The sequence below is a fragment of the Paractinoplanes maris genome (genome assembly GCF_023544465.1).
Lineage (GTDB): Bacteria > Actinomycetota > Actinomycetes > Mycobacteriales > Micromonosporaceae > Actinoplanes > Actinoplanes maris.
The window spans coordinates 91,992-112,401 of the sequence record NZ_JALPVL010000010.1 but is presented as its reverse complement, the minus strand read 5'-3'; the positions used below and the strand labels follow the sequence as shown (position 1 = coordinate 112,401).

Sequence of the window (20,410 nt, the reverse complement as noted above, 5' to 3'; positions counted from 1 at the left end):
GGGGTTACTCGGCCGCCATGTCCATCAGGTGACCCAGCACGGCCTCACCGCCCGAGCGCAGACCGTCGTGCTCGTACTCGTTGGTGACCCAGGTGCGGACATTGCCGACGGTGGCCGCCGTCTCCAGCGAGAGGCCGGCGTCGACATACATGTCGTCGTGGTAGACGGCGGCCAGCACCGGCACCTCGTTGGCCGCCAACCGAGCCACGTCATACAGCGCCGGCCAGTCGTCGGCTTCGGCCAGCAGGTCAGCCGCGGCGGCGAACGGGCGCAGGGCCGCGGTCTGCTCGAACATCCAGGGATACATCATCTCGCCGGTCAGCAGCAGCGGGTCGGCGCCGGCGGCGAACTCCGGCCGCCGCGCCAGGGCCCGCTCGGCCGCCCAGCCGGAGGGGCCGCTGCCCGGGAAGGTGTAGCAATACTCCTGGAGGGCGTAGAGCGGCTTGTCGACGAAGGCGGTCTGGGCCATCACCTCGTACAGGAAGGTGGCCGACAGATGGTCGCCGTGCCAAGCCTCGTCGAGCAGCCAATGCAGCATGGCGAACCCGTAGCTCATGCCCAGGACGATGCCCAGGGACCGGAACCGCTCGACGGTCAGGCGGTCGCCGTCGGGCAGCCGCACATCGGTGGCGGCCAGGTGGTCGGCGATCCGGCGCAGCGCGGCGGCATCGCCGGGGAAGGCGCGGTGATACTCCGCGTTCTTGGCGGCCACCCGCGGATAGGTCCTCGCGTAGACCTCGTCGGCCGACGCCGTCAGACCGGGCAAGCCGCCGGTCACATAGCAGGTGCGCAAACCCTCGGGCGCCTGCGACAGGTAGCTCATCGTCACGAACCCGCCGTAGCTCTGCCCCAGCGAATCCCACCGCTCTCCCCCGGCCACCCGCCCGCGCAGCACCTCGGCGTCGGCCACGATGCTGTCGGCCCGGAACAGGCGCAGATAGTCGGCCAGCTCCCGGGCTGAGCGGCCACCGGCCGTGCGGGCCGTCAACGGCGTGCTGCGGCCCGTGCCGCGCTGGTCGAGCAGCAGCACGCGGTGGGTCCGGACGGCCCGCCCGATCCACCCCTCGGCCCGCAACGGCCGCGGCGGGATGCCGCCCGGCCCGCCCTGAAAGAACACGAGCCACGGCAGATCGCCGACCGGCCGCCCGGACGCGACGACCTCGCGCGCGAAGACCTCGATCGTCTCCCCGCCGGGCCGGCGATGGTCGAGCGGCACGGTGACGGTGTGGTCGGTGAAGAGGACCCCGGGGTGAGCTTTCATGACCGAACCCTAGAGGCGGCGTCTGACATAAAGCACGCTGTCGACGCGGCCTCCGCCCGGAGCGGGCAACATGCCCACCTGCCGCGCCTCGACCTCGAACCCGGCCGCCTGCAACGTCTTCTGCGAGCCGATGTTGTCGACCGCCGCGCCGGCCACCACCCGCTGCAGCCGCGCCTCGTTGAAGGCCCACCGGGTCACCAGCTCAACCGCCCGCCGCGCGTAACCCCGGCCGCGGAACGCCGGCAGCACCCCGTAGCCGAGCATCCCCTCGCGATGGTGCGGCTGGAAGTAGTACAGCGCGATCTGACCGGCGAACGATCCGCTCCGGGCGTCGACGATGCTCATGGCGGCGGCCTCGCCGGCCAGCCAGCGACCTTCGGCGTACGCGAAGAGACGCTCGACCTCCGCCCGGGGCGGCGCCTCCGGCGGCACCGAGGTCGCCACCACCTCGGGCAGGGTGCGCAGCTCGTACCAGCCGTCGAGATCCTCGGCCCGCAGCGGCCGCACCCGGATCACCCCGTCGGTGAGCTCGCCCCCCGGCAGGTCGGGCAGCACCCGCGGCGCCGGGCCCTCCGGGTCGTCGGCCAGCCGCGCCCAGACACTCATGTCCTCCCGGTCCGGACCCGCGCCCCGGGCTATCCCCTCGCGGCGGTAGCCGAGGGCCATCACGTCCCGCTGCGCGGCGGGGTCGTCCAGACGGAGCCTGATCTCGGAGCGGTACGGCGTGGTCACCCGATCAAATTACCGGTCAGCTGTTGGCGCCCCGGGCGGCGACCCGCCAGCTGTCGACCTGGGCGCCGCCGGAGACGACGACCAGCTCGTCGACCAGGTTGACGGTGGTGCAGACGTGGTTGGGGGCGATGCGCACGACGTCGCCGCGGGCGGGCGGCTCGTCGGGGAACTCGATGGTGGCGTGATGCTCGGAGAGCGCGACGATCCGCGCGCCGGGCACGTCCGGGAGGCGGCCGAACCCGGTGGCGAAGGCGAGCCGGTCGGCCCCGAGGACCTTGCTGCCGGCGTCGGCGATCACCCGGTTCCCCGTACGGCTGACAACTGTCGCCGCCACGGTCAGGGCCACGTCGCCGAAGTCGCGGATGCCCAGCTCGACCTGTTGCGCGTCGTTGAAGACGTACACCCCGGGGCGGATCTCGTTGAGCGGCCCGAGGTCGGCCAGCTCCGCCGTCGGCGTCGAGCCGCCGCTGCGGACCTCGGCGTGCGGATCCGCGTCGACCAGGGCCCGGGCCTCGTCGAGCGCGGCCTGATCCCGCAAGCCGGGTCCGTAGCTGTGACCGGGAAACGTGAAGATCCCCCGTACGCGATGGCCCAGCTTCTCCGCCGCCGCGGTGAGCGCCTCGGCGTCGGCGGGCCGCACACCGCTGCGATGGTGCCCGCTGTCCACCTCGACCAGCACGTCGAGCGGGCCGACCGCCCGGGCCAGGGCTTCGGCGCTCTCGAGCGAGTCGATGCCGACCCGCAGGGCGACGCGGCCGGCCAGCTCGCGCAGGCGCCGGGCCCGCTCGGGCGAGGGCCAGATCGGGTACGCGATGAAGAGGTCACCCACCCCGCCGTCCGCGAAGATCTCGGCCTCCCGCACCGTCGCCACCGTCAGACCGGCCGCGCCGTGCCGGATCTGCCGCCGCGCGATCTCCAGGGTCTTGTGCGTCTTGGCGTGCGGCCGCAACGTCAGCCCGCGATCGGCCGCGCTCGCCGCCATGCCGGCCAGATTCCGCTCGAGCACATCCACATCGACAGCCACGTAAGGGGTCTCCACGTGCCCATGATCGCAGGTTCTAAAGCATCCTAGGAACCTAGGCCTACATCTCGCGGGTCAAAAGCGGGTGGCCGCGGAGCGGCACCCGAGTGCGCCCGTTCGGCCGCCATCGACCTCGCTCATGCCGGCGATCAGGCTGCTGCCACCGCGGCCGGGTGCCGGTCGCCCAGCTCGGCGAAGATCGCCGCGTTGAGCCGGAACGCCAGCTGCGACTCGGCGAGCAGCTCGTCGAGCACGGCCGGGCCGAGCACCGACGGCAGCCGGTCGAGGCGCTCGCGGTAGGCGATCTTGTAGGCCTTGGCGTCCGGGATGCCGGCGAACGTGTAGAACGACACGCCCTCGCGGCCCAGCCCGTAGGTCCGGGACACCGACTTCCCCACCATCAGCCCACCGCTGAGATCACCGAGGTAGCGGACGTAGTGGTGGGCGATGAAGTGCGCCGGCGACGTGTGGCAGTGGGCGCGCAGACGTTCGACGTAGCGCCGGGTGGCGGGCAGGGGCTCGATCGCCGCCGAGCCGAGATGTGCCACGTCGGCCTCGAGCGACGGCACCCGGTCGAGCACCGGGTCGGCGAACCCGGCCGCGATCACGTTGTCGCGCATCGGGACGGCGGCCGCTTCCAGCTCGCGGTAGATGTGCAGGTACTGGGCGGTCAGGGCGGCGTATCCGGCGTAGGAGACCTCACCGGCCATCAGCCGCGAGATGAAGCTGCGCGTCTCGGCGTCACGGTGCTCGGCCATGGTGGCGCGGCGGATCCGGGCGGCGAAATCAGTCATGGGCCACAACCTTCCAGCGACGTCTTAGGTCAGCCTCACCTAAGGAACCGCCACAACGCAAGATCACCATGGACTTGACATTCCGATCCGACCCGGCATACGCGCCGAAACGGGCGGCCGAATCCCTGAGAATCCGGCCGCCCGGAGCGGCGCCACGCCCGGTCAGTCGTCGTCGCCGTGGCGGTCGTCGTCACCACCGTGCCGGCCGTGGTCGTCGCCGTGGCGGTCATCGTCCCCACCCCGGCCGCTGCTGTCCCCACCGCGACGGCCGTCATCACCGTGACGGTCGTCCTCGCCGCGGCCCCGATCGTCGTCATCGCCACTGCCCCGGGCGTCGTCCCTGCCGCGGTCGTCGGCGGGGTCACGGTCGTGGTCGGTGACGGCGCCGGTCCGGCGGTCGATGTCGAGGTCGTGCTCGACACCGTTGAACCAGACCTCGATCTCCCAGACCGCCCGCCCGTGCTCGGTCTCGGCCTCCACCTTGGTCACCCGGCCCCCGCCGACCGTGGCCAGCGCCTTGGCCCGCGCCTGCTCGGCCGAGAACGACGTCGCGGCACCACCGGCCGCGCTGCCTAGCCCCGACGAGGCCGAACCACTGCCCCGCGGAGTCGGCGTGACCGAGCCCGGCTCGACCGTCGCGGACGCCGACGGCGACGCACCGGAGTCGTCGTCGAGGCTGCCGTCACCGCGCAACGTATCCGACGAGGACGACGACGAGGACGAAGGTGAGGCCGAGGACGAAGGCGAAGGTGAGGACGGGGCGGCGGACGGCGTGGAGCTGTCGTCGGCGGCGGCCAGAGCCGTACCCGCCAGCCCGAGAACGGCGACAGCCCCGACAGCGGCGGCCAGAGCGTACGAGCGCTTCATGATATTTCCTCCCGGTTGTTTCCTGCTGACACCAGGAGACTCCCGCTTTCTTGGATAGCGGCGCACCGCAAGATCGCTAAGGCCCGGTTAAGGCCGCCCGAGCGTCATCGTCACCACCGACCCGCCATCGGCGCCGGTGATCTCCAGGTGGCCGCCGGCGGTCTGGGCGGCCCGGCGGGCGATGTCCAGACCCAGGCCGGTCGAGTCCCCGCCACTGACCCCGCGCCGGATCAGACCGGCCGGCATCCCCGGCCCCCGGTCGGCGATCGTCAGCACCGCCCCGCCCGGCACCGCTTCCAGCCGTACGGAAAAGGGGGTTTCGTCCGGGGTGTGCGCGAAGACGTTGCCCAGGAGCGCGTCGATGGCCGCGGCCAGCTCGTCGGCACTCACCGCGACCGGCTGCGGACCGGCCACCAGATCGACGGTCATCTCGCGTCCGGTGTCCTCGGCCAGCACCGCCCAGAACGCCGCCCGATCGGCCACCACCACCGCCGCGTCGCACAGCGCCGGCTCCGCCTCCCCGTCCGTGCGCCGCCGGGCCTGCTGGATCAGCCCGCTCACCGCCCGTTCCAGCGCGTCGGCGGCCGCACCGAGCCGGGCGCTCTCCTCCGGATCACGCAGCCCCTCGGCTTCCAGGCGCAGCGCGGTCAGCGGCGTGCGCAACCGGTGCGAGAGGTCGGCGACCTGCTCCCGCTCGGCCCGCAGCAGCTCCTGGATGCGGCCGGCCAGGTGGTTCAGCGCGCCGGCCACCTCCCGGACCTCCCGCGGTCCTTCCGGTGACGCCCGCGCGGTCAGCTCGGCGCCGGCGAGACGGTGCGAGACGTCGGAGAGGTCGGTGATCGGCCGCACGATCGTCCGGGCCAGCCGGTCGGCCACCAGAACGCCCAGCGCCACCAGCAGCGCGCCCAGCCCGAACAACACGAACCAGGACCGGGTCACCCCGGCGTTGCCCTCGGCGGCCGAGACCACCGTACGGATGACGGCCGGGCCATCCACCCGGCCGCCAACCGCGACGACGATCTCGCGGCCGCCCCCCGATTCCACGGTGAGGCTCCGCCCGAGGGCGGCCAACCGCACCGCGGGCGTACGGGAGGAGGGCGTGCCCAGCACGGTGCCGTCCGGCAGGAAGACCGAGATCGGACGGCCCGACGTGGCCGCCAGCTGCTCGACCGTGACCCGCAGATCGGCCGGATCGGCCGTGCCGGCCTGGGTGACGATGCTCTGGATGTCGGCGGTGGCCCGCACGGTCGCCCGGTCCTGCGCGACCTGCCGGACGAGCAGGGCCAGCGGCACCAGGAACGCGATCATCATGAGGCTCGTGGTGGCCAGCACGAGCAGGGTGAGCCGGCTCCTCACCGCGGCGAGTCCGGTACGCCCAGCCGCACGCCGACGCCGCGCACGGTGTGCAGGTAACGCGGGGCGGTGGCGCTCTCCCCCAGCTTGCGGCGCAGCCACGACAGGTGCACGTCGACGGTCTTGTCGGCCCCGCCGTACGGGATCTGCCACACCTCGGTGAGCAGCTCCCGCTTGGTGACCACCTGCCCGGCCCGGGTCGCCAGGTGGTGCAGCAGGTCGAACTCGCGCGGAGTGAGCTCGACGCTCTCACCGGCCAGCCGCACCTGCCGCCCGGCCGGGTCGATCGTCAGCTCCCCCACCGTGATCGACGGGTCGGCCTGCGGGGTCGCGCCGCGCCGCAGCACCGCCCGGATCCGCGACTCGAGTTGCGCGGCGGTGAACGGCTTGACCACGTAGTCGTCGGCCCCCGCGTCGAGGACCCGCACGATCTCGGTCTCGTCGTCGCGCGCGGTCGCCACGATCACCGCCACCTGGCTGACCGCCCGCAGCATCCGCAACACCTCCCGGCCGTCGAGGTCGGGCAGGCCGAGGTCCAGCACGACCAGGTCGGGCCGGTCGGTCAGCGCCGCCTGCACACCCTCCATGGCCGTCGCGACGGAGGCGACGGCGTGCCCGCGCTCCTTGAGAGCCCGCATCAGCGGGGTTCGGATGGTCGCGTCGTCCTCGATCAGCAGCAGCCGGGCCATTGGCCCGAGGGTAGTCGGCCCGCCCGGCCCCGCCGGCGCTCTTTACCTTCCTTTAGGGCGGCGCCGAGACAGTCTTAGCGAAGCGTCGGGCATAGTTCGGATCATGCGTTCGCAACCACCGCGTCCCGTCGTCGTCGCCGCCGGGTGGCTGGCCGCGGCCCTGGTCGCGACCCTGGCCGGGTTGGGCGGCATCCGCCTGGTGGGTGACAGCTTGACCGGTACGCAGGGTGGGGTGCTCAGTCCGGACGAGGTGACCCGGCAGCTGGCCGCGGCCACCCCGCCAGCCTCCGGCGCGCCGCCGTCGCCGTCGCCGTCCGTTTCGCCGCCGGTTTCGGGCGCGCGTCCCGCGCGGGCCGTGTTTCCCAGCCCCGGCGGCACCGTGACCGTGCACTGCGAGCCCGGCGGCCAGGCATATCTCGACAGCTGGGCCCCAGCACCGGGCTATCGGGTGAAGGATTACGACCGGGGGCCGGACGACGACGTGGAGGTCCGCTTCGAGGGGTCCGGCGGCCGCTACGAGTTCAGGTTCTCCTGCGCCGGCGGCGTGCCTCGGCGCGAGCAGCACGGCGGCGATGACGATTGACCGCCGTCAATAGGTAGCGTGCCGTTCACCCGGCGGCCAGGGGCACCCAGAAGGCTTCGCGGGGAGCGACCCTCGAGGAGGATTCATGGACCGACGTTCCCTGCTGCGCGCCACCGTCGCCGGAGCCGGTGGACTCGCGCTGCCGTTCACCGCCTGGCCCGCGGCGTACGCGGCCCCGGCGCAGAACGCGACCGGGCCCTACGGAGCACTGCGGGCGGCCGACGCCAACGGCATCCAGCTGCCGGCCGGCTTCACCAGCCAGGTGGTGGCGCGCTCGCGGCAAGCGGTGCCCGGCACGTCGTACGTCTGGCACGACGCGCCCGACGGTGGCGCGGTCGTCCCCAACGGCACCGGCTGGATCTACGTCTCGAACTCCGAGGTGTCCTCGTCGGCCGGCGGCGGCGCGTCCCGGATCGTCTTCAACTCCAGCGGGCAGGTCACCGGCGCGTCGCGCATCCTGAGCGGCACCAACCAGAACTGCGCGGGCGGCAAGACACCGTGGAACACCTGGTTGTCGTGCGAGGAGGTCAGCCTCGGGCGGGTCTGGGAGACCTACCCCCTTGGCGGGACGGCCGTGGTGCGGCCCGCGATGGGCCGGTTCAAGCACGAGGCGGCCGCGGCCGATCCCGTACGCCGGGTCGTCTATCTCACCGAGGACGAGACCAACGGGAAGTTCTACCGGTTCATCCCGGCCACCTGGGGCGACCTGTCGGCCGGCCGGCTGCAGGTGTTCCGCGCGGGCAGCGCCACCTCGGGCACATTCGCCTGGGCCGACGTGCCCGACCCGGACGGCTCCCCGACCGCGACCCGCAACCAGGTGTCCGGCGCGAAGTCGTTCAACGGTGGCGAGGGCTGCCACTACGCGAACGACACGGTCTGGTTCACCACCAAGGGCGACAACCGGGTCTGGCAGGTCAACCTGGCCACCGGCACCTACGAGCTGGCCTACGACGACAGCCTGGTCAGCTCGGGCACGGCCCCGCTGACCGGGGTCGACAACGTCACCGGGACGGCGTCGGGCGACCTCTACGTCGCCGAGGACGGCGGGACGATGGACATCTGCCTGATCACGCCGGACGACAAGATCTCGGTCTTCCTGCGGGTGACCGGGCAGGGGTCATCGGAGATCACCGGTCCGGCCTTCACCCCGGCCGGGAACCGGCTCTATTTCTCGTCGCAGCGCGGAACCTCCGGAGCGTCCTCCGGGGGCATCACGTACTGCGTGACGGGGCCCTTTCGCTAGGGTTTTCGGGCGTCCATGACGGCGGCCACCGCGGCGGTGATCACGACCGCTGCGGTGAGCGCCAGACCCCGCAGACCCCAGGCGACCATGGCCACGGAGAGAAAACCCCAGACGACGCCCGCGGTGACCAGCACGGTGATCAGCACCGGGCGGGGCCAGCGGGGCCAGGGCGCGCGGCTCAGCGCGGGGTAATCCGTGGTCAGGCGGGCGACGATGTCGTCGAACTCCCTGCGCTTGTCCTCGGTGCTCATCCCGACCTCCTCGTCGAAGCACGTATGCTCCCGATCGCACTGTACGTCGCGGACGTGTCATTCGGTTCGAGAGATCTTCACTTCTTCTGATTTCCCGGGTTCCCTACCAGCTCGCGAAGACACGGGCCTGGCCGCCGGATCCGTTCTCGTAGGGGATCAGACCGACGGTCAGGGTGGCCCCGCGGCGGGGGACGCGGTCCAGATGGGCGAGGTTCTCCACGCCGTAACGGTCGGCCCCAGTGAGCGCCAGGTGGGTCTCGAACCCGGTCGAGATGCCCGGGTCGATGCTGAGCGTGTCCACGCCGAGGCAGCGGATGCGCCGCTTGGTGAGCAGCCACTCGCAGGCGTCGACGCTGAAACCCGGGAAGTGCAGCGTGCCCTCGGCGTCGGTGCCCCGGTAGGCGTCCACACTCCCGGCCCGGGCCGCCCAGCCGCTGTCGAGCAGGACGGCGGCGTCGCGCGGGATCCGGTCGTACCGCCGCTCGTAGGCCACCAGGTCGGCCACCGTGACCGTGGTGTCGGGCTCACGGGCGGCCCGCCGCGCGATGTCGATGACCACGGCCGGGCTGATCAGCTCGCGCAGCGAGAGCTCGGTCGACGTCCGCCCGCCCGCGGTGAAGTGGGCCGGCGCGTCGACGTGGGTGCCGAAGTGCTCGAGGATCGTCCACTCGCGCATGTAGTAGCCGTCGTCCGGGATCGACGTCGCGACCCGGCTGGACGGCTCCTCCCCCGGCTCGAAGGCGGGGAACGACGGGCTCACCGGATGGGTGAGGTCCTGCAGGCCCGACTTCGGGCGTTTCGGGGCAGCGGCCTGGGCCGGTGCGGGCAGCGTGACCGCGGCGGTCGTGGCCGCCGCGCCGAAGAGCAGGGAACGACGAGTCACTTTGTCGACGCACATCGTCGCAATCTAACGCCTGTCCGCGCCCGGCGGGGTGCTCGCTGTTTCGAAACTTGTCGTACCCTCACGCGAAGATGTGGCCCACGCCCAACGGAGGGACAAGCCATGACCGCACCGGCCATCGAGACCGCCGGTCTCATCAAGACATTCGGGGACAACACCGCTGTCGCCGGCGTCGACCTGACGGTCGCCCCCGGCACGGTCTACGGGTTGCTCGGCCCCAACGGCGCCGGCAAGACCACTGTGGTCCGCATGCTCGCCACGCTGCTGCGACCCGACGGCGGCTCGGCCCGGATCTTCGGCCACGACGTGGTGCGCGAGGCCGACACCGTGCGCAGCCGGGTCAGCCTGACCGGGCAGTACGCATCGGTCGACGAGGACCTCACCGGCAGCGAGAATCTGGTGCTGCTGGCCCGGTTGCTCGGCCACACCAAAGCACAGTCGCGCGATCGGTCGGCCCAGCTGCTGGCCGCGTTCGGGCTCACCGAGGCGGCCGGCCGTCAGGTCAAGAAATACTCCGGCGGCATGCGGCGGCGCATCGACATCGCCGCCAGCATCCTCAACACCCCCGATCTGCTCTTCCTCGACGAGCCGACCACGGGCCTCGACCCACGCAGCCGCAACCAGGTGTGGGACATCATCCGGATCGTGGTCGCGGCGGGCACGACCGTCCTGCTGACCACGCAGTATCTCGACGAGGCGGACCAGTTGGCCGGGCGCATCGCGGTGATCGACCACGGCCGGGTGATCGCCGAGGGCACTCCGGGCGAGCTGAAGTCCTCGATCGGGGCGGGCACCGTCCACGTCCGGCTGAGAGACGCGGCCCAGCGACCCGAGGCCGAGCGGTTGCTGGCGTCGGTGCTCGGCACCACCGTGCAGCAGGGTTCCGATCCGCTGGCGCTGACCGCGCGCGCCGAGGCCGGCTCCGATCAGGGCGCCGCCGAGCTGGCGTCGCGGGCGCTGGCCCGGCTGGCCGAGGCGGGCATCGTGGTCGACGACTTCTCCCTCGGCCAGCCCAGTCTCGACGAGGTGTTCCTGGCCCTGACCGACTCTCCCGCCCCGCAGGAGGTTCCCGCATGAGCACCGACACTGCCGAGCCCGTCTCCACCTATGCGCCGTCGCGGGACACGTTGGGCGCGGTGCTGGCGCGGGCCGACCGCCCCAAGCGCCCGAGCGCCCTGTCGGCGTCGCTGACGTTCGGCTGGCGAGCCCTGCTGAAGATCAAGCACGTGCCCGAGCAGCTGTTCGACGTCACCGCGTTCCCGATCATCATGACGCTGATGTTCACGTATCTGTTCGGCGGCGCGCTGGCCGGCTCGACGAGCGAATACCTGCAGTTCTTCCTGCCCGGCATCATGGTCACCAGCGTCGTGATGATCACGATGTACACCGGCGTCGGCCTCAACACCGACATCGAGAAAGGCGTCTTCGACCGCTTCCGCACGCTGCCGGTCTGGCGCCCGGCCGCCCTGGTCGGCATGATCTTCGGTGACGTCCTGCGCTACATCCTGGCCGCCACCACGATCATGGTCGTCGGCCTGATCCTGGGCTTCCGCCCCGAGGGCGGCCTCCTCGGCGTCCTCGCCGGCATCGCGCTGCTGGTCGTCTTCTCGTTCGCGTTCTCCTGGATCTGGACGATGTTCGGCCTCTTCCTGCGCTCCGAGAAATCCGTCATGGGCGTCAGCATGCTCGTCCTGTTCCCGCTGACCTTCCTCAGCAACGTCTTCGTCGAGCCCAGCACCATGCCCGGCTGGCTTCAGGCCTTCGTCCAGGTCAACCCCATCACCCACCTGGTGACCGCCATCCGCTCCATCATGGCCGGCACCCCCGACATGGCCGAGACCATGTGGACCCTCGCCGCCAGCGCCATCCTGGTCCTGATCTTCGGCACCCTCACCATGCGCCTCTACAACCGCAAGTAGGTGGGGGGAACTCGGGCCTGGTCTTTGAGCTGCGAATACATTGGTCAGCACGCCCGGCTGCGGTGCACGCCGAGCCGTACGGCGATCTCGGCGCGGCCCCAGGAGGGCAGATCGGTCACGGCCACGTGCTCAGTGCCTCTTCCAGCGCCTCAGGCGTCGGGCCGTACCACTCGTGCCGCTTGATCCAGCGCGGCGGCCCGTCGGTCGGGTAGACGGTCGTGCCGGGGTCGTCGCCGTCGAGCCAGGCGTAGAAGCCGGCCGGGCATTCGAAGCCACGCGTCGTGTTCTCGCTGAACCATCCGACGCGTAGGCCCGGACGCAGCTCCTCGATACGCTCGCAGGCCTCCACTGCCCCGACCGGCCAGCCGACCCGCTCGGCGATCACCCGCCGCCTTCGCGCCTGATCGTGGACGACCGATCACGCAGTGTGGAGGTTCTGGCTGTCCGCCAGCGGTGTCCGCCTGTCCGCAAAAAGGCGGACAGCTACGAGGAAAGCTCCGGGCGGTACATCAGCGCGAGTTGGTGCAGGTCTCGACTCTCGGCTATGCCGGCGCTGTGCACTCCGGTGACAACCTCGGCCGCGCGCCACCCAGTTCGACGGGACGATCCGGCCGGACGCGATCGCCTGGGATGCGGCGTCGGCGGCCTCATCGGGCTTACCGCCGGCCAGCAGCGCCAGGCCGAGGTCCAGCTGCGCGGAGGCGATCCGGCGGGGTCGCGCTCCCTCGTCCTCCAGCTCCGCGATCACCTCACGCGCCGCACTCTCCGCGGCTGGGTCACCGGCCCAGGCCAGCGTCGTTGCGGCATACGAGTGTGCCTTTGCCGGGTCGTACTGGTAGTGGTGCTCAGGGTGTTCTGGCGGCGTCTTGAGCTCGGCCATCCGTTCCACACGATCGAGGGCCCGGCCGGTCTGCCGGCGATCGCCCAGGCGGGCCCAGGCGCGTCCCTCCTGGGCGGTCGCCTGGATGATCGCGGACCCGCCGGCCGGCGCGACGCCTTGAGCGTGCTGGGACAGCTCAAGAGCACGGCGGAAGTCGCCGGCGGTGAGGGCGTCCCATGCCCGGGTCTCGAGACACCAGGCAGCGATCTCCGCGTGGCCGGTCTGCTCGGCCAGATGGGCCGCGGTGTCGAGATAGGCGGACGCCGCGCCGCTCTGTCGGAGGTCGATGTGGAGCGTGGCTCGAAGCAGCGAGAACCAGCCGCCGACGACGAGCAGCCGCTGATGCTGCGCGAGTGTCTTCCTGGCGTCGACGAGCGTCCCGACGTACTCCAGATGGCGGCGTACGCGGGGAAGCAGCTGATCGGGCGGGATGGTGGCGTAGGCCATCGCCATGGTGTCGGCGGCGTGTTCCAGCCGATCGAGGGTCTCGGTGCTGACGTCTGAGGCTGTGACCCGCCGGGACAGCTCGAGCGCTTCCATCTCGGCGCTGAAGCAGTCGTCGACTTCGACGCCTTGTAGCGTGGCGACCAGCTGGCCGCCCGCGCCCAGGGCCTTGTCGAGGTTGGCCGCGACTGCGACGTTCGGCGGCTTGCGCCCTTTCTCCAGGTCCTCGATGTAGCTCTTCCCCTGGTTCGCCCGGTCCGCGAGGGCACGATAGGAGAGGCCTCGGTCGGCACGAAGACGGCGGAGCTCGCTTGCGAAGCGGCCGGCGGAGTCGGTCATCTGTTCACCCCTGGTAGCGGTCAGGGTGTGGCGGCCGGCCGCTACAACCGGCCGCCGAGATCGACGGTACCTCGGGTGGATCCGCGAGCACCCGCCGCCACCGGCGTGAGCCTTCCAGAGCGAAGCGCGATGGAGCCGAGACCCGGAGACCCTTCGACGTACGCCGATCGGGTGCCGACTGCGCCCGCCCGCGCTGACCGCGCCGTTCCCGATGCCGGTCACCGGACGGACGCGCGTGCGGTCGCGTCCATCCGGGGCCGGGCGCCACCATCGGCCAGGGTCTGACTTTCGGGTACGCCGCGGCGCCGGCCGGATCGCCGCCTGAGCCGGGCGGTCGAGAGGATCGGGCAAGGATTCGGCAGGATCGTTCTCCCGCTCGCCCCGGTCCGGGTGATTCGATCGAGTGGTCTTGAAGGAGGCCACTGCGCATGACCGTCACCCACGGATTTCACGCCACGATGACCGCCCAGGCCGGTCGTGGCGACGAGGTTGTCAAACTGCTCCTGGATGCTCCGTCCCTGCCCGACGAGAACTGTGTCGTCTTCCTCGTCGGCCGGTCGGCCGGCAACCCGGACGTCGTCCACGTCACCGAGGGGTGGACCAGCCAGCAGGCGCACAGCGCGTTCTTCGGCAGCGCACGGGCACGGGCTTTCGTCGCCGCGTTGCAGGAGTTGCTGACCGGCGAGTCCGAGTACACCGACGAGGTGCCGCTCGGCGGCAAGGCTGCGTTCTGATCCTGATGCCGACACCGACCGAGATCGACCCTCAGCTCCGTACGCTCCTCGCCGGCCTGCCGGCCCTCCCGGGTCTCGACCGGGAGACCCTCGCCCAGATCCGGCCGTTCGCGGCGCCGGCCATCGAACCGCTCCTCGAGGGCCGCGCGGTCACCCGGCGGGAGGTCACCATCCCCGGCCCGGACGGCGCACCGCTGCCCCTGACGATCCTCAGCCCGCCCGAGCCCGACGGCGCCCCCTGCGTCTACTGGATCCACGGCGGCGGCATGGTGATGGGCAACCGCTACTCCCAGATCGACATCCCGCTGGAGTGGCTGGACGAGTTCGGCGCGGTCGTCGTGTCGGTCGACTACCGCCTGGCCCCGGAATCCGGTGGCACCGCGCTGGTCGACGACGCCTACCAGGGGTTGTTCTGGGTGGCCCAGCACGCCGCCGAGCTGGGCATCGACCCGTCGCGCATCGTTGTGGCCGGGGCCAGCGCGGGCGGCGGGCTGGCCGCCGGGGTCACGCTGATGGCCCGCGACCGCAGCGGCCCGGCCGTCGCCGCGCAGGTGCTGATCGGCCCGATGCTCGACCACCGCAACGCCACCACGTCGAGCCGCCAGTTCTCCGGCACCCCCGGCGTCTGGACCCGCGAGATGAACGCTTTCGGCTGGCGCTCGGTGCTGGCCGGGCTGACCGGTGAGGTCGTGCCGGAGTACGTCTCCCCCGCGCTGGCGAGCGACCTCTCCGACCTGCCGCCCACCTACCTCGACGCCGGCTCGGCCGAGGTGTTCCGCGACGAGGACGTGACGTACGCGTTCCGCATCTGGGCCGTCGGCGGCCGGGCCGACCTGCACATCTGGGACGGCGGCTTCCACGGTTTCGACGCGCTGTTCCCCGACGCTCCGCTGTCGGCCGACGCCCGCGGCACCCGGACCGCCTGGCTGCGCCGCCGGCTGACCGCCTGACCGCTGCGCCGCAACGGGCGGTGGCGCGACCGGTCGCGCCACCGCCCGTACCTCAGAAGCGGACCTCGCCCTGGTTCAGCACCCGGGGATGGTAATACCCGGCCTGGATCTCGGCGTTGGTGTTGCTGCCGCGAAGCTGCTCCGACCAGATCATGAAGTACGCCCACCGGGTCTGACTGGTGAGCAGGGCACTGTCGGGCACCTTGCCCATCTCGGCGATCGCGATCGGCTTGCCCGCGGCGATCGACTGCGTCTGCTGATAGTCCGCGGCCGACGGGTACGCCTTGTACCAGGCGTCCAGCGAGACGACGTCGACATAGTTGCCGCCCGGATAGTACGAGGACCAGCCGCCGGCCGGGTTGTCCTGCACGTTCCACACCCAGATCAGGTTGTCCAGGCCCTGGCTGTCGAAGTAGTCCTTCATCTGCTGGAAGATCTTCGCCCCGCCGTTGGCACCGGGGCGGCCGCCCCACCAGTTCCACGTCTCGTTCATCTCGTGGAACGGCCGCCACAGCACCGGGATCCCGGCGTCCTTGAGCTGCCGCAGGTAGGGGACGACCTCGGCCATCCGGCTGCGCCAGGTCTGGTTGAGCGCGGTGCCGCCGGTGACCACCTGCTGGAACTGACTGTCCGAGATGCGGGTCTTGACGCCACCGTCGAACTCACACGTGCGCCCGGCCGTGGGCGAACACGCGTGCCAGGTGAGCGCGACGAGCGACCCGTTGCGCCACTCCGTCTTGGCCTGGTCGACCACCCGCTGCCGGTTGTTGACGTCGTCGGCGCGGAACATCATGTCCCCGCCCCACAGCCCCGGCCACTGCCCGGTGACGTCATGCACCTGCTGCGTGTAGGCACCCGGCGCCGAGGCTGGTTCCTTGTTGTGCTGCCCGGAGACGATCGACGTACCACTGATCGACCGCAGATAGTTGATCACTGTGCTCTTGGGTGTGGCCGCGAACGCCGAAGCGTCACCGGCCTGATGGACCATGCCCGCACCGAGCAGCGCCGTGATGGCGCCGACGGCCAGCACGGGCCGGGGGATCTTCATGGGGATGTCCTTTCCGTTGGGGGACGGCGACTTACTGCTTGTCCTGCCCTTTCCGTGGGGGGACGGCGTCTCAGGGTTGCGCCGGCCGTTCGTGCCGCAGGACCGTCGCGAGGTCGGTCAGGACCCACGGGGCTTGGATGAGCTCGGCGTCGGGGACCGCCGGGCCGCGAACGTGGAACGTGGTGACCTCACCCGGGAGCAGGGTCACGAAGCCTTGATCCACGGTGGCGCCGGGATGGAGGCGGTCGGGCTGCAGAAGCACGTCACGCGCGAGTCCGCCCGCTCGCACAGTCACGTCGAGTCCGTCCGGGACGGCGTCCACGGTGACCGTCAGCTCCGGATCCTCGAGATGAAAATCCCGGAAGAACCACAGATCCCGTACATCTCCCACGTGCGCGACCAGAACGTCGGACGGGTCAGCGCCCTCCGCCGTCAACTCAGCCGGGATCGGAACCAGCTGGTTCGACCGGGGCGCCACCTCGACGACCGTCTCGGACACGCCTACTTCCGCACCGTGGATGTCCATGCGCGCGATCCGAACAGTTTCCCTGAGCGGTTCCGGGCGATCGTTCATAACGGCCACCACCAACCCACCGCCGCGCGGCTGGATGGTCACCGCGCGCCCCGCGTACAGCGACCGCATCTCGAAGTAGAGCGGCTTGTGCCGCCCCGCCCCGTCGATGGCCGCCCACGAGATGACCGGCCACAGATCGTTGAGCTGCCACAGGATCGTCCCCGCCGTGTGCGGCCAGTGCGATCGCCAGTGGGCGATCCCGGTCCGCACCGCGCGCACCTGATTGAGCTGAGCGAGGAAATGCCAAGCCTCAGTACCGCGCGCTTCAGGGCCGCCCAGCTCGGAACGGCCGGGTTCGGGGAAGTGGTGAGCCAGGCCGCGGGCGAGCTTGGCGTTGCCGTCGATCGCCTTCTGGTGGTGCCGGACGCCGGGTGAGTCGGGGCGCATCGGCTCGTCGGTCACTGCCTCGCGCAGCGTGCGCCAGGCCGGCGGGGCCTGCCAGCCGAACTCGGCCACGAACCGGGGCGTCGAGTCGCGGTAGTGCAGGTAGTCCTCCCGGTTCCAGACGTCCCACGAGTGGAACGTGCCCACCTCGGTCGAGTTGGGCTCGTGCTCCCACGACCCCGACCACGGGCTGCCCGCCATGTAGGGACGGGTCGGATCCAGCGTGGAGACGATGTCGGGCAGCGTCTTCAGGTAGTACGTCTCGCCCCAGCTGCGGTCGCCGCCCGGCCGTGAGGCCCAGTCGTCCGCGCCGTGGAGCCACAGGTTCTCGTTGTTGCCGTTCCACGCCACCAGACTGGGATGCGGCGACAATCGCACGACGTTCTCGCGGGCTTCCGCCACGACCTCGGAGTGCAGCGGCTCCTCCTCCGGATAGCAGGCGCAGGCGAACAGGAAGTCCTGCCACACCAGGAGCCCGAGCTCGTCGCACACCTCGTAGAAGTCGCGGCTCTCATAGATGCCGCCACCCCACACCCGTACGAGGTTGACGCCGGCCGCGGCCGCCTCGCCGAGCCGGTGCGCATACCGCTCGCGGGTCATCCGCGACGGGAAGATGTCGTCCGGGATCCAGTTCACGCCCTTCACGAGCACCGGCTGCTCGTTGACGTGGAAGACGAACTGCCCATCGGTCTCGTCGATGCGGACAGCCCGGAAGCCGGTGCGCTGCTCCCACCGATCGAGCTCGGAATCACCGTCCAGCAGCAGCACGGTCAAGTCATGCAGGCTGGGATCGCCGTAGCCGCGCGGGTTCCACGGTTGAACGCCGTCGACATCGATGGTGAGCGTTTCGGCGTACGACCCGTCATATGCCTGGCGACCGTCGAGCAGAACGCGCATCCGCAGACCGCGTGTTTGTGCTCGGTCGATCGAAACGCTCAGATCGAGGCGTCCACACCCGTCGGCGAACGTGCACAGGGGCTTGACTTCGCTCAGCCGCGCCGTGGTCCAGCCCTCGAGGCGCACCCCACGCCAGATGCCCGCGGTGACCAGGGTCGGGCCCCAGTCCCAGCCGAAGCTGCACGCCATCTTGCGCACGAAGTTGAACGGCTCCGGATAGGCGTTCGGCCGCGGTCCCAGCTGCGCCTGAAGCCGTTCCGCCTCGGTGTAGGCCGACGTGAACCGCACCCGGAGCCGGCCCACCCCGGCACCCAGCAGGTCGGTCACGTCGAACCGGTAGCTCCGGTGCATGTTGCTCGTCGACCCGAGAACCACGCCGTCCAGGTCGATGTCGGCCACCGTGTCGAGCCCGTCGAAGACCAGCTCGATCCGGTCCGGCCGTTCCCCGTCCCAGGCGATGTCGCGCTCGTACACCCAGTTCGCCCGGCCGACCCAGTCGACAGCCTTCTCGTTCTCGCCCAGGAACGGGTCCACGATCTTGCCCGCGGCGAGCAGATCCGTGTGCACACAGCCGGGAACCGTCGCCGCTATCTCTCCGGGCGGCCCGCTCAAGGTCCAGGTTCCCGCCAGGTCTTGACTGACTTTGCTCATTTCATGGCTCCTGCCGGGACACGATGGTTCGATTCGGTGCTCAGAGGCGCATACCGCGCTCGCGACAGCTCTCGCGGCGGGCGTGGGAGCTGCGGCGACGTGGTCACTTGGTGGCTCCGGCGGTCACGCCGTTGTAGATGAAGCGCTGGAGCAGCAGGAAGATCAGGACCGTGGGGAGGATGACGATCATCGTGCAGGCCGCGATCGTCTCCCACTGGGCGCCGTACGGGCCTTTGAAGCGGAACAGGGCGGTGGAGATGACGTTCAGGTCGGGTGATCGCAGATAGAGGAACGGGATGTAGAACTCGTTGTAGATGGCGATGCCCTTGATGATCACGACGGTGGCGATGGCCGGGCGCATCAGCGGCAGGATCACCTTGCGGTAGACGGTGAAGCGGCTGGCGCCGTCGATGACCGCGGCCTCGTCGAGACTGCGCGGGATCGACTGCATGAACTGGATGAAGATGTAAATCGAGACGATGTCCGTGCCGAGGAACAGCACGATCGCCGCCCACGGGGTGTTGACCAGGCCCATCGACTTGACGATCTGATAGGTCGCCACCTGCGTCGTCACGCCCGGCACGAGCGCCGCGACCAGGAACATCCCCAGCACGACACGCTTCAGGGCGAAGGAGAAACGGCTGATCGCGTACGCCGCCAGCGTGCCCACGAAAACGGTGCCGGCCAGCGAGATCACCAGGATGACCGTCGTGTTCCAGAAGCCGCGCAGCATGTGCCCCTGGGACCAGGCGGTCGCGAAGTTGTCGAAGTTCAGCCAGTTCCGCGGCGGGGTCAGCGGTCCGCTGGTGCTGTATTCAGCGTGGGTCTTGAACGCCGCGAACAGCACCACGACCAACGGCACCAGCACGATCACCGACGCCACGACCAGGGAGGCGTACTTGCCGGTCGCGGCCACGTTCGCCGCTCCCCGCCCACCTCCCCACCCAGGGCTCGGGGCCGCGGTGGACGCTCGTCCGGGGGTCATGACAGGCTCACCTCGTCGTCGGGGATCAGGCGGCGCTGGATCCAGGTGACCAGCAGGACGATCAGCAGCAGCACCACGGCCATGGCCGAGGCGAGACCGATCTGCCGGAACTGGAACGCCGTCTCGTAGGCCTGGACGACAAACGTGCGGGTGCCGTTCGCGCCGCCGGTCATGATGAACGGGATCTCGAAGACGGCCAGGCTTCCCGAGATGGCCAGGATGAAGCTCAGGCTGATGATGCGGCGGATGCCCGGCGCGATGATGTACCGGAACTGGTGCCACCGATTGGCCCCGTCGAGATCCGCCGCCTCGTAGATCTCGCCCGGGATCGACTGGATGGCCCCCAGGAAGAGCACGAAGCTCAACCCGGTGAACCGCCACACCGACGTCCCCGCGAGCGAGATGTTCGCGACGTCCGGATCGCCCAGCCACAGCCGCGTGTGCTCCCCCAGCCCCACGAGCTCGAGAACGCTGTCGAGCGTGCCGCCCGGCTGGAACAGGTACAGGAACACGAACCCGACGGCGACGCCGTTGAGCAGGTACGGGAAGAACAGGATGCCCTTGAACAGGTTGCGGAACCGGGTGTTGAACGACAGCAGCACCGCGAAGTAGAGCGCGATGGCGATCTGGGCGAACGACGCCACGAAGTAGTAGAGGCTGATCAGGAAGACCCGCCAGTAGCGCTCGTCGGTCAGGACCCGTACGTAGTTGTCCCAGCCGACCGGGTCCATCGTGACGTCGAGGCCGTCCCACTTGTGGAAGCTGTACCAGACCATGTTCGCGACCGGCACGTACGTGAAAGTGATCAGCAGTGCCACGGCCGGGCCCAGATAGAGCCAGTGCGTCGCGACCCGGCGCTTCCTCCGAGGCGGGTCCGGTGGCGAAGCGCCCGCCCGCGAAACCCGCGATT

Annotated in this window: 20 protein-coding genes and 1 pseudogene; 6 read left to right on the top strand and 15 right to left on the bottom strand. The window is 70.6% G+C overall.

What is annotated here, in order from left to right; all coding sequences use genetic code 11:
* Nucleotides 1–4: 4 nt before the first annotated feature.
* The 7 genes from NAG42_RS28010 to NAG42_RS27980 form a co-directional block, all read right to left on the bottom strand.
* Nucleotides 5–1,261: an alpha/beta fold hydrolase gene (locus tag NAG42_RS28010; RefSeq protein WP_250034733.1), complete on the bottom strand. Its 1,257-nt coding sequence runs from the start codon at nt 1,259–1,261 to the stop codon at nt 5–7.
* Nucleotides 1,262–1,270: 9 nt separating this feature from the next.
* Nucleotides 1,271–1,993, bottom strand: a complete 723-nt coding sequence (locus NAG42_RS28005; protein ID WP_250034731.1) for a GNAT family N-acetyltransferase — start codon at nt 1,991–1,993, stop codon at nt 1,271–1,273.
* A 16-nt stretch (nt 1,994–2,009) separates the two neighbouring features.
* A complete protein-coding gene (locus tag NAG42_RS45085; RefSeq protein WP_250034729.1) occupies nt 2,010–3,032 on the bottom strand; it encodes an alanine racemase in 1,023 nt (340 codons plus the stop codon).
* A 131-nt stretch (nt 3,033–3,163) separates the two neighbouring features.
* A complete protein-coding gene (locus tag NAG42_RS27995; protein ID WP_250034727.1) occupies nt 3,164–3,808 on the bottom strand; it encodes a biliverdin-producing heme oxygenase in 645 nt (214 codons plus the stop codon).
* A 162-nt stretch (nt 3,809–3,970) separates the two neighbouring features.
* Nucleotides 3,971–4,675: a PepSY domain-containing protein gene (locus tag NAG42_RS27990; RefSeq protein WP_250034725.1), complete on the bottom strand. Its 705-nt coding sequence runs from the start codon at nt 4,673–4,675 to the stop codon at nt 3,971–3,973.
* An 87-nt stretch (nt 4,676–4,762) separates the two neighbouring features.
* On the bottom strand, nt 4,763–6,031 hold the full coding sequence (locus tag NAG42_RS27985) for a HAMP domain-containing sensor histidine kinase (protein ID WP_250034723.1): 1,269 nt from the start codon (nt 6,029–6,031) through the stop codon (nt 4,763–4,765).
* On the bottom strand, nt 6,028–6,717 hold the full coding sequence (locus NAG42_RS27980; RefSeq protein WP_250034721.1) for a response regulator transcription factor: 690 nt from the start codon (nt 6,715–6,717) through the stop codon (nt 6,028–6,030). Before NAG42_RS27980 ends, NAG42_RS27985 begins: the two co-directional genes overlap by 4 nt.
* A 103-nt stretch (nt 6,718–6,820) precedes the next feature.
* Here NAG42_RS27980 and NAG42_RS27975 point away from each other — a divergent pair, with 103 nt between their 5' ends.
* On the top strand, nt 6,821–7,300 hold the full coding sequence (locus NAG42_RS27975; RefSeq protein WP_250034719.1) for a septum formation initiator: 480 nt from the start codon (nt 6,821–6,823) through the stop codon (nt 7,298–7,300).
* A gap of 85 nt (nt 7,301–7,385) precedes the next feature.
* Nucleotides 7,386–8,543: an alkaline phosphatase PhoX gene (locus NAG42_RS27970; RefSeq protein WP_250034716.1), complete on the top strand. Its 1,158-nt coding sequence runs from the start codon at nt 7,386–7,388 to the stop codon at nt 8,541–8,543.
* Here NAG42_RS27970 and NAG42_RS27965 read toward each other — a convergent pair.
* Together NAG42_RS27965 and NAG42_RS27960 are read right to left on the bottom strand one after the other, a co-directional pair.
* Nucleotides 8,540–8,794 (bottom strand): hypothetical protein, encoded by a 255-nt coding sequence (locus NAG42_RS27965; protein WP_250034715.1) that lies wholly within the window; start codon nt 8,792–8,794, stop codon nt 8,540–8,542. The genes NAG42_RS27970 and NAG42_RS27965 overlap by 4 nt on opposite strands.
* Nucleotides 8,795–8,897: 103 nt before the next feature.
* Entirely contained in the window at nt 8,898–9,692 is a 795-nt protein-coding gene (locus NAG42_RS27960) for a cyclase family protein (protein WP_250034714.1), read from the bottom strand.
* A gap of 105 nt (nt 9,693–9,797) precedes the next feature.
* Between NAG42_RS27960 and NAG42_RS27955 the strand changes: the two genes are divergently transcribed.
* Together NAG42_RS27955 and NAG42_RS27950 are read left to right on the top strand one after the other, a co-directional pair.
* Nucleotides 9,798–10,772 carry an ATP-binding cassette domain-containing protein gene (locus NAG42_RS27955; RefSeq protein WP_250034713.1) on the top strand — a complete coding sequence of 325 codons (975 nt, stop codon included), beginning with the start codon at nt 9,798–9,800 and terminating at the stop codon, nt 10,770–10,772.
* Entirely contained in the window at nt 10,769–11,614 is an 846-nt protein-coding gene (locus NAG42_RS27950; RefSeq protein WP_250034712.1) for an ABC transporter permease, read from the top strand. The genes NAG42_RS27955 and NAG42_RS27950 overlap by 4 nt, the downstream gene beginning before the upstream one ends.
* 115 nt (nt 11,615–11,729) lie before the next feature.
* Here the strand turns inward: NAG42_RS27950 and NAG42_RS27945 are convergent, their stop codons facing one another.
* Together NAG42_RS27945 and NAG42_RS27940 are read right to left on the bottom strand one after the other, a co-directional pair.
* Nucleotides 11,730–11,999: a hypothetical protein gene (locus NAG42_RS27945; RefSeq protein WP_250034711.1), complete on the bottom strand. Its 270-nt coding sequence runs from the start codon at nt 11,997–11,999 to the stop codon at nt 11,730–11,732.
* 98 nt (nt 12,000–12,097) lie between these two features.
* Nucleotides 12,098–13,277 (bottom strand): annotated as a pseudogene (locus NAG42_RS27940) (helix-turn-helix domain-containing protein).
* Between the two features lie 428 nt (nt 13,278–13,705).
* Here NAG42_RS27940 and NAG42_RS27935 point away from each other — a divergent pair.
* Both NAG42_RS27935 and NAG42_RS27930 read left to right on the top strand, forming a co-directional pair.
* On the top strand, nt 13,706–14,011 hold the full coding sequence (locus NAG42_RS27935) for a putative quinol monooxygenase (RefSeq protein WP_250034709.1): 306 nt from the start codon (nt 13,706–13,708) through the stop codon (nt 14,009–14,011).
* Between the two features lie 5 nt (nt 14,012–14,016).
* Nucleotides 14,017–14,961, top strand: a complete 945-nt coding sequence (locus NAG42_RS27930; protein WP_250034708.1) for an alpha/beta hydrolase — start codon at nt 14,017–14,019, stop codon at nt 14,959–14,961.
* 52 nt (nt 14,962–15,013) lie between these two features.
* Here the strand turns inward: NAG42_RS27930 and NAG42_RS27925 are convergent, their stop codons facing one another.
* From NAG42_RS27925 to NAG42_RS27910, 4 genes are all read right to left on the bottom strand, one after another.
* The gene (locus NAG42_RS27925) at nt 15,014–16,009 is read right to left on the bottom strand and encodes a glycosyl hydrolase (protein WP_250034707.1); all 996 of its coding nucleotides are present in this window, start codon (nt 16,007–16,009) and stop codon (nt 15,014–15,016) included.
* Between the two features lie 70 nt (nt 16,010–16,079).
* A complete protein-coding gene (locus NAG42_RS27920; protein WP_250034705.1) occupies nt 16,080–18,515 on the bottom strand; it encodes a glycoside hydrolase family 2 protein in 2,436 nt (811 codons plus the stop codon).
* 103 nt (nt 18,516–18,618) lie between these two features.
* Nucleotides 18,619–19,500 (bottom strand): carbohydrate ABC transporter permease, encoded by an 882-nt coding sequence (locus tag NAG42_RS27915; RefSeq protein ID WP_250034704.1) that lies wholly within the window; start codon nt 19,498–19,500, stop codon nt 18,619–18,621.
* On the bottom strand, nt 19,497–20,318 hold the full coding sequence (locus NAG42_RS27910) for a carbohydrate ABC transporter permease (protein ID WP_250034702.1): 822 nt from the start codon (nt 20,316–20,318) through the stop codon (nt 19,497–19,499). The genes NAG42_RS27915 and NAG42_RS27910 overlap by 4 nt, the downstream gene beginning before the upstream one ends.
* Nucleotides 20,319–20,410 lie beyond the last annotated feature (92 nt).

Bases quoted from the DNA above. Each gene is read 5' to 3' on its own strand.
- NAG42_RS27930 (WP_250034708.1), top strand. From the start codon at position 14,017: ATGCCGACACCGACCGAGATCGACCCTCAGCTCCGTACGCTCCTCGCC.
- NAG42_RS27995 (WP_250034727.1), bottom strand. From the start codon at position 3,808: ATGACTGATTTCGCCGCCCGGATCCGCCGCGCCACCATGGCCGAGCAC.
- NAG42_RS27920 (WP_250034705.1), bottom strand. From the start codon at position 18,515: ATGAGCAAAGTCAGTCAAGACCTGGCGGGAACCTGGACCTTGAGCGGG.
- NAG42_RS27990 (WP_250034725.1), bottom strand. From the start codon at position 4,675: ATGAAGCGCTCGTACGCTCTGGCCGCCGCTGTCGGGGCTGTCGCCGTT.
- NAG42_RS27960 (WP_250034714.1), bottom strand. From the start codon at position 9,692: ATGTGCGTCGACAAAGTGACTCGTCGTTCCCTGCTCTTCGGCGCGGCG.
- NAG42_RS27950 (WP_250034712.1), top strand. From the start codon at position 10,769: ATGAGCACCGACACTGCCGAGCCCGTCTCCACCTATGCGCCGTCGCGG.
- NAG42_RS27975 (WP_250034719.1), top strand. From the start codon at position 6,821: ATGCGTTCGCAACCACCGCGTCCCGTCGTCGTCGCCGCCGGGTGGCTG.
- NAG42_RS27925 (WP_250034707.1), bottom strand. From the start codon at position 16,009: ATGAAGATCCCCCGGCCCGTGCTGGCCGTCGGCGCCATCACGGCGCTG.
- NAG42_RS27935 (WP_250034709.1), top strand. From the start codon at position 13,706: ATGACCGTCACCCACGGATTTCACGCCACGATGACCGCCCAGGCCGGT.
- NAG42_RS27965 (WP_250034715.1), bottom strand. From the start codon at position 8,794: ATGAGCACCGAGGACAAGCGCAGGGAGTTCGACGACATCGTCGCCCGC.
- NAG42_RS27980 (WP_250034721.1), bottom strand. From the start codon at position 6,717: ATGGCCCGGCTGCTGCTGATCGAGGACGACGCGACCATCCGAACCCCG.
- NAG42_RS27970 (WP_250034716.1), top strand. From the start codon at position 7,386: ATGGACCGACGTTCCCTGCTGCGCGCCACCGTCGCCGGAGCCGGTGGA.
- NAG42_RS27955 (WP_250034713.1), top strand. From the start codon at position 9,798: ATGACCGCACCGGCCATCGAGACCGCCGGTCTCATCAAGACATTCGGG.
- NAG42_RS27915 (WP_250034704.1), bottom strand. From the start codon at position 19,500: ATGACCCCCGGACGAGCGTCCACCGCGGCCCCGAGCCCTGGGTGGGGA.
- NAG42_RS28010 (WP_250034733.1), bottom strand. From the start codon at position 1,261: ATGAAAGCTCACCCCGGGGTCCTCTTCACCGACCACACCGTCACCGTG.